Origin of the sequence: Mesorhizobium sp. M5C.F.Ca.IN.020.32.2.1 (assembly GCF_004023105.1) — a bacterium.
GTDB classification, from domain to species: Bacteria; Pseudomonadota; Alphaproteobacteria; order Rhizobiales; family Rhizobiaceae; genus Mesorhizobium; species Mesorhizobium wenxiniae.
The window spans coordinates 1-6,541 of the sequence record NZ_RZSX01000319.1; the positions used below are offsets into that span (position 1 = coordinate 1).

Below are 6,541 nucleotides of genomic sequence, written 5' to 3' on the forward strand. Positions count from 1 at the left end.
GCTCGGCCTCGACCGCGCGCGTGCCATAAAGGAGGGAGGCGTCGGCGGTCATCTCACAAAGTGTCGAGCTGCACCGGCTCACGGCTCGCAGCGCCCGCATAGGCGGCCTCGACCAGCGCCAATGTCCTGAGATTGTCCGCACCCGAGGTTGCCGGCTCGGTCCCGTTCGCCAGGCAATCGACCCAGTGCTTTTGGATGGCGACGACGCTTTCCTGGATGTTGTGCCATGGTCGCGATGCCCATGGCAGCAGCGGTGGCGAGACGTCGCTGACCGCCGTTCCGTTCCTGCCGGTGACGGTGAGTCGGTAATCCTGCTCGAGCCGGATCGTGCCGCCGCTGCCGTCGATCTCGACCAGCGTCTGCGGAAACGGCTCGGTGGCGAGCTTGGTCGCATAGCTGCAATCGACCACAGACGTTGCGCCGCTCTCGTGGTCCATCAGCATGGTTGCGACGTCCTCGCCGGCAATCTCAGGATTAATGCGAGCGGTTCGTGTCGTGATCGTCGAAACGTCGCCCAGCAGAAAGCGGGCAATGTCGAGACTATGGATGCCGAGGTCCTCGATGATGAAGCGCTTTCCCGTCGCCAGATAGGGCTGGCCGGAAAACACGTCATAGGCCGAGCGGAACGAGATCCGCCCGAAGAAGGGCGTGCCGATGTCACCGCTGTCGAGCACGGCGTGCACCGCCTGGATCGGCGACTGCCAGCGAAAATTCTCATGCACCATCAGCGGCACGCCGGCGTCAGAGCAGGCCTTCGCCATGGCCTTGGCATCGGCAAGCGTCGGCGCGAACGGCTTTTGGCAGATTGCCGGAACGCGATGCCGCGCCGCCATCTCGACAAGCGGACGGTGGCTCGGCGCGGTGGTGGCGATATCGACGAAATCCAGTCTTTCGGCGGCAAAAAGTGCTGCCGCATCGGTATAGCGCCGCGTGATGCCGAACTGGTCGCCGACTATCCTGAGCCGTTCCGAATCGCGGTCGCAAATGGCGACGATCGAGGCGCCGGCGATGTCGCCCCAGGCGTGCATCTGGTTGACGGCAAAGAAGCCGCAGCCGATCAGCGCTCCACGCAGTTCCGCCGCCATCAGCCCGCCTTTGCCATCTGCATTAGCGTCACGCGGCTCTGCAGCCGACGCTGCGCCTGGTCGACGACGACAGCGACGATGATGACAAGGCCCTTGATCACCATCTGCCAGAACGAGCTCACCCCCATCATGACCAGCCCGTCGGAGAGAATGCCGATGACGAAGGCACCGACGATGGTGCCGCCGATCGTGCCGCGGCCGCCCGACATCGAGGTGCCGCCGAGCACCGCCGCTGCGATGGCGTTGAGCTCGAAGCTCTCGCCGGTCGCCGGATGCGAGGCCATCAGCTCGGACGAGATGATCAGGCCGACGACCGCCGCGCAGAAGCCAGAGAACATGTAGACGAACATCTTCACCATGTTGACCCTGACGCCCGAAATCCGCGCCGCCCGTTCGTTGCCGCCGACGGCGAAGATGTGGCGGCCGAGCGGGGTGTATTTGGCGAGATAGGCCGCCCCAAGTGCTACGACGACAAGTATCCATATCGAAACCGGCAGGCCGAGCAACCGGCCGGCGCCGAGGAAGCCGAACCCAGTCGTACCCAGATCGGGCTTGCCGACAAGGTTCGGGAAGGTGCGGCCATCGGACGACAGCAGCGCCAGGCCGCGTGCGACATAGAGCACGCCGAGCGTGGCGATGAACGGCGCGACATTCAGCCTGGTGATCAGCAATCCGTTGACGGCGCCGATCAATATGCCGACCGCCAGCGTGATCAGTGCGATTTCGAAGACGTTGAAATAGATCGTATAGCCGACCTGCAGGTCGATGCCGTTGAGCACGAGATAGCCGGCGACCATGCCGCACAGGCCGACGATCGAGCCGACCGAGAGGTCGATGCCTCCGGTGACGATGACGAAGGTCATGCCCATGGCGAGGAAGGCGTTCAGCGCCACGTGCTTCGACATCAGGATCAGGTTGGCGGCCGACAGGAAATTCGGCGCCGCGATCGAGAAGAAGATCAGGACGGCGATCAACGCAATGAACGTCCTCGCCTTCATCAGCGTCAGCAGGACGGAGCCGCTCGAGGCGGAGGCAACTGAAGCCTTGGCCGGGATGTCAGTCATGGACGTGGCTCTCCGTGTGCGGGACCGGTCCGTGGCCAAGCGCCGATGCGGCGACAAGTGCCGCCTCCGTCGCCTCGGCGCGATCGAACATGCCGGTCAGTTTTCCATTGCTCATCACCGCGATCCGGTCGGACAGCGCCATCACCTCGTCGAGATCCGAGGTGGCGAAAAGTATGCCCAGTCCGTCGCGGGACAGTTTGCGCATGGTGCGGAAGACGTCGGCCTTGGCGCCGACATCGATGCCGCGGCTCGGTTCATCCATCAGCAGCACCTTGGGTCCGGTGAGCAGCGCCTTGCCGATGACCACCTTCTGCTGGTTGCCGCCCGACAGCGACGAGACCTCTTGCGCCGGATTGGCGACCTTGATCGCCAGCTCCCGCACCATCTGCGTCACCGCCTGGTTTTCCTTGGCGCCACGGATATGGAACATGCGGACAAACCGCGACAGGCTGGCCAGCGTCAGGTTGCTGGCGACCGAGAGGATCGACACCAGCCCTTCGCGCTGGCGGTCCTCGGGGATCAGCGCCAGCCCGCGCCGGATCCGCCGTGTCGTGTCGCGCTCTCTGATCTTTTTGCCTGCGATGAAGATCGTTCCGGTGGCATGGCTATGGCGTCCCATGATGCAGTCGAACAATTCGCTGCGTCCGGCGCCCATCAGGCCGTATATGCCGAGAATCTCGCCGGCACGCAGCGACAGCGAGACGTGATCGACCGCAAGCCCGCCGGTCACGCGCGGCAGGCAGATGTCCTCGGCGCGGAATATCTCTTCGCCCGGAACATGGCCGTCCGCCTTGGCGAAGTCCTTGGCGTCCGAGCCGATCATCTGCCGCACGATCCATTGCGTGTCGACGTTTTTCATCCTCTCCTGGCCGGTGATCCGCCCGTCGCGCAGCACGGTGATGTAGTCGCCGATGCGGATCAGTTCCTCGAGCCGGTGCGAGATGTAGACGATCGCCACGCCGCGCGCCTTGAGGTCGGCAATCACCTTGAACAGGATCTCGACTTCCGCCGCGCTCAGCGCCGAGGTCGGTTCGTCCATGATCAGGATGCGCGCATCGAGCGAAACCGCCTTGGCAATCTCGACCAGCTGCTGCTGGCCGATACGCAAATCCTCGACCAGCATGTCCGGCCGGATGCCGGCTTCCAGCCGCTCGAGGAATTCCGCCGCGCGGCGCTCCTGTTCTCGGCTGTCGATCTTGCGGAGCCGGTTGGTGATCTCGCGGGTGGCAAAAATATTTTCTGCGACCGTCAGGTTGCCGAACAGGTTCAGCTCCTGAAACACCATGCCGATGCCGCGATTCACCGCGTCCCCGGACGAGGAGAAGGAAACCTCTTCGCCCTCCAGGATTATGCGGCCGAGCGTCGGCTGTTCGACGCCGGCGATGATCTTCATCAGCGTCGATTTGCCGGCGCCGTTCTCGCCGACCAGCACGTTGACCGCGCCCTTGCGCACCTCGAAATTCGCGCGCTTGACCGCGACGGTGCCCGAATAGACCTTGGAGACGTCTTCCAGCGTCAGGATGACATCGTGATCGGTGGCGGCAGTCATGGCTTCGGCCCGATCTCTGCCTCCGCCGGTGTCACCAGCGGCAGGTCCTGGCCGCTGCCGATGACATATGCGCCGACAACCCTGACGCTCCGGCCCTCCAGCGCGTCGCGCGGCAGCTTGGAAAGCACCGTCTTGTCGGCGTAGATGTTGAACGCCTTGCCGAACTGGGCGAAGTCGATCTGGTTGGTGAAATCGTTGAACTGGATGAAGTCGAGACTGTCGCGCAGCGCGGTGCCACGCATTGCGGGTCCGATCTGCACCCGCGCATCCGCCTTGCCGTCGCCGTCGGCATCGACATCCATGGTTGCCGCGCGTGACTGTGTATTCGCCGCAACAATCTTGCCTTCGAGGCGAACCGAGAAGGTCCATGGCGAATTCGCCTGCTTCTTCGGATTGCCATACTTGGCGCCGGCAGCCGCTGGATCGGCTTTCGCCAGGGCGTGAACCTCGGGAAATGGCCCGGCCTTCTGCTGGAGATAGGGCACCGCCTTGGCAGCCCAGATATCGCCGACCATCTTGTCCGCATTGAAGGCCGGAGGTTTGCCCCCGTTTTCCGCTGACGGTGTCGGCAGGATCTTGCAGCCGATCAGGCTGACGCCGACGGTCACGGCAAGGAGGGGCGCGGCGAGGATCGAACATGTCGGCTTGTTCGGCATGGCGGTCAGGGCACCCAGTAAATGGAAGCAAAGGACGACCCGGAAGCTCGTCCCTTGCGATTGATGTCACGCCGGCTCAGTTGGTCAGCGCGAAGGTTTCCAGCTTGGCGGCATTGTCGCCATTGATCAGGACGCAGTCCATCAGCTGCTTTTCCTCGGCCGGAGACTTCTTGTTCTTGATGAAGTCGTTGGCCTGCTCGACTGCCATCTGCGCCTGCGCATAGGCCGGCTGCAGGACTGTGGCCTTGATGCCGCCTGAAGCGATCGAATCGCGCACGTCATTCGATCCGTCGAACCCGACGACGATGACATCCTTGCGGCCGGCGGCGGCAAGGGCGGCATAGGCGCCCATCGCCATCGTGTCGTTGCCGGAGATCACGCCCTTGATGTCCGGGTTAGCTTGGAGGATCGATTCCATCTTGGAATAAGCTTCGGTCTGGCTCCAGTTGGCCGACTGCTGCGCCACCATCTTCAGGTCCGGATAGTCGTCGATGACATCGTGATAGCCCTTCGAGCGAATGCCGGCATTGGTGTCGGATTCCTTGCCGACCAGCTCGACGAAATTGCCCTTCTCGCCCATCAGCTTGACGAATTCCTGCGCGCCGAGCTGGGCGCCCTGATAGTTGTTGGAGACGATCTGCGCGACGGCGACGCCGGTGGCGTTGATCTCGCGATCGATCAGGAAGGACGGAACGCCCGCGTCCTTGGCCTTCTGCACGGCGGCGACGGTGGCGTCGGCGCCGGCATTGTCGAGGATGATCGCCTTGGCGCCGCGGCCGATCGCTGTATCGATCAGCTCCGACTGCTTATTGGCGTCGTCGTCATGGACAAGCACCAGCGTTTCATAACCGAGTTCCTTGGCCTTGGCTTCCGCGCCGACGGCTTCCGCCTTGAAGAACGGGTTGTCGTGCGAGGGCGTGATGATGGCAATGAGATCCGCCGCATAGGCGGGTGCGGCGGTGCCAAGCGCCAGCATGCCGGCAAAAGCCACAAGTGTCATTCTGCGAGTGAGTTTCATGATTTCCTCCCGTTTGAAAAAGCCCTGATCAAGTCAGGCCACTGTCTGCGTTTCAATTCGCCAGGCGGCACAAGAGATCGCGGATCGCCTCAGTTTCAAAACCGTTTGGCGGCTTCCTCTGAACGGATCGTCGCGCCCCCAGTCCCTGGCCTCCTCCGCTCGCCCAAGCCTCGAACTCCCTGGCGAGGCCTGGGTTGGCCCGAGCTTACGAACAGCTAAGCCAACTGGTATGATGAGTCAATCACTAATTCAGATGATATGTACCTGCCTCAGGTGATGCGCTGAATGCTCGCTGCAATCTCTTCCGGCTCGAAGACCCGCTTCCAGTCGTCACGCATCAAGACCGGCTTGCCGAACTCGATGGCCTTGTTGCAGGCATCGGAGAACACGCCCTTGGTCTCGCCGAAGATGACGGCGCCGAGCACGTTCATGTGGCCAAGCAGGAAGTCGAGTGCGGCCTGCTGGTCGACCCCGCGCGCGACGACCTCGTCGACCGCTTCCTTCATCACGACCAGCAACGAGGCGCAGACAGTCTCCGAAAGGCCGGGTTCGAGCAGCGCCATTTGGTCGACCGTGACGCGATGCGACCGCATGACCGGGGCCCAGATGATCTTGGCGATCGCTTCGCCCTTGGCGAAATCTTCCTCCGGTCCCTGCATCAGCGCGCTGACCATATGCTGCTTGGCCTTGACGCCGCCGAAATAGTCCTTCTTGGCCGCCATATCGGTCTCGTCGTTGAAAATCGGCGGATGGCAGGGATGGGTGACGAAATAGGTCAGGTCCGGCCGCTTGGGCAAATGGCCGGCGAAAGGTGCTGCGGCGTCCAGCACGACGACCATGGTGCCGGCAGCAAGCTTGCCCTCGATGCTGGCCGCCACCTTGCCGATATGGGTGTCGGGAACCGCCAGGATGACCACCTCGGCGCCATCGAGGGCTTCGTCGGCGCTGACCGCGTCGATGCCCAGCCCCGTCTTTAGCCGCTCGCGGCCGACGTCACTGACCTCGACATGGCGTATCGTGTAGTGAGAGGCGCGAAAATTGGTCGACAGGCGGTAACCCATTTTGCCGCCGGCACCAAACAGCGCTATCGTTGTCATCTAGCCGTTACTCCTGATCTCGAACGATGGCCCTGCCGATCGTCATCTAATCAACTGGTATAATCACAGTAC

General features: G+C 62.9%; 6 protein-coding genes. All 6 read right to left on the bottom strand.

Annotated features, from left to right (window positions below):
* Positions 1 to 53: 53 nt before the first annotated feature.
* Entirely contained in the window at positions 54 to 1,085 is a 1,032-nt protein-coding gene (locus EOA86_RS17225) for a Gfo/Idh/MocA family oxidoreductase (RefSeq protein WP_128342744.1), read from the bottom strand.
* Positions 1,085 to 2,149 (bottom strand): ABC transporter permease, encoded by a 1,065-nt coding sequence (locus EOA86_RS17230; protein WP_127209657.1) that lies wholly within the window; start codon positions 2,147 to 2,149, stop codon positions 1,085 to 1,087. The genes EOA86_RS17225 and EOA86_RS17230 overlap by 1 nt, the downstream gene beginning before the upstream one ends.
* On the bottom strand, positions 2,142 to 3,698 hold the full coding sequence (locus EOA86_RS17235; protein ID WP_128342746.1) for a sugar ABC transporter ATP-binding protein: 1,557 nt from the start codon (positions 3,696 to 3,698) through the stop codon (positions 2,142 to 2,144). Before EOA86_RS17235 ends, EOA86_RS17230 begins: the two co-directional genes overlap by 8 nt.
* Positions 3,695 to 4,354: a DUF2291 family protein gene (locus EOA86_RS17240; protein WP_128342748.1), complete on the bottom strand. Its 660-nt coding sequence runs from the start codon at positions 4,352 to 4,354 to the stop codon at positions 3,695 to 3,697. The genes EOA86_RS17235 and EOA86_RS17240 overlap by 4 nt, the downstream gene beginning before the upstream one ends.
* A gap of 76 nt (positions 4,355 to 4,430) precedes the next feature.
* The gene (locus EOA86_RS17245; protein WP_128342749.1) at positions 4,431 to 5,372 is read right to left on the bottom strand and encodes a D-ribose ABC transporter substrate-binding protein; all 942 of its coding nucleotides are present in this window, start codon (positions 5,370 to 5,372) and stop codon (positions 4,431 to 4,433) included.
* Between the two features lie 269 nt (positions 5,373 to 5,641).
* Positions 5,642 to 6,469: a phosphogluconate dehydrogenase C-terminal domain-containing protein gene (locus tag EOA86_RS17250; RefSeq protein WP_128342751.1), complete on the bottom strand. Its 828-nt coding sequence runs from the start codon at positions 6,467 to 6,469 to the stop codon at positions 5,642 to 5,644.
* Positions 6,470 to 6,541 lie beyond the last annotated feature (72 nt).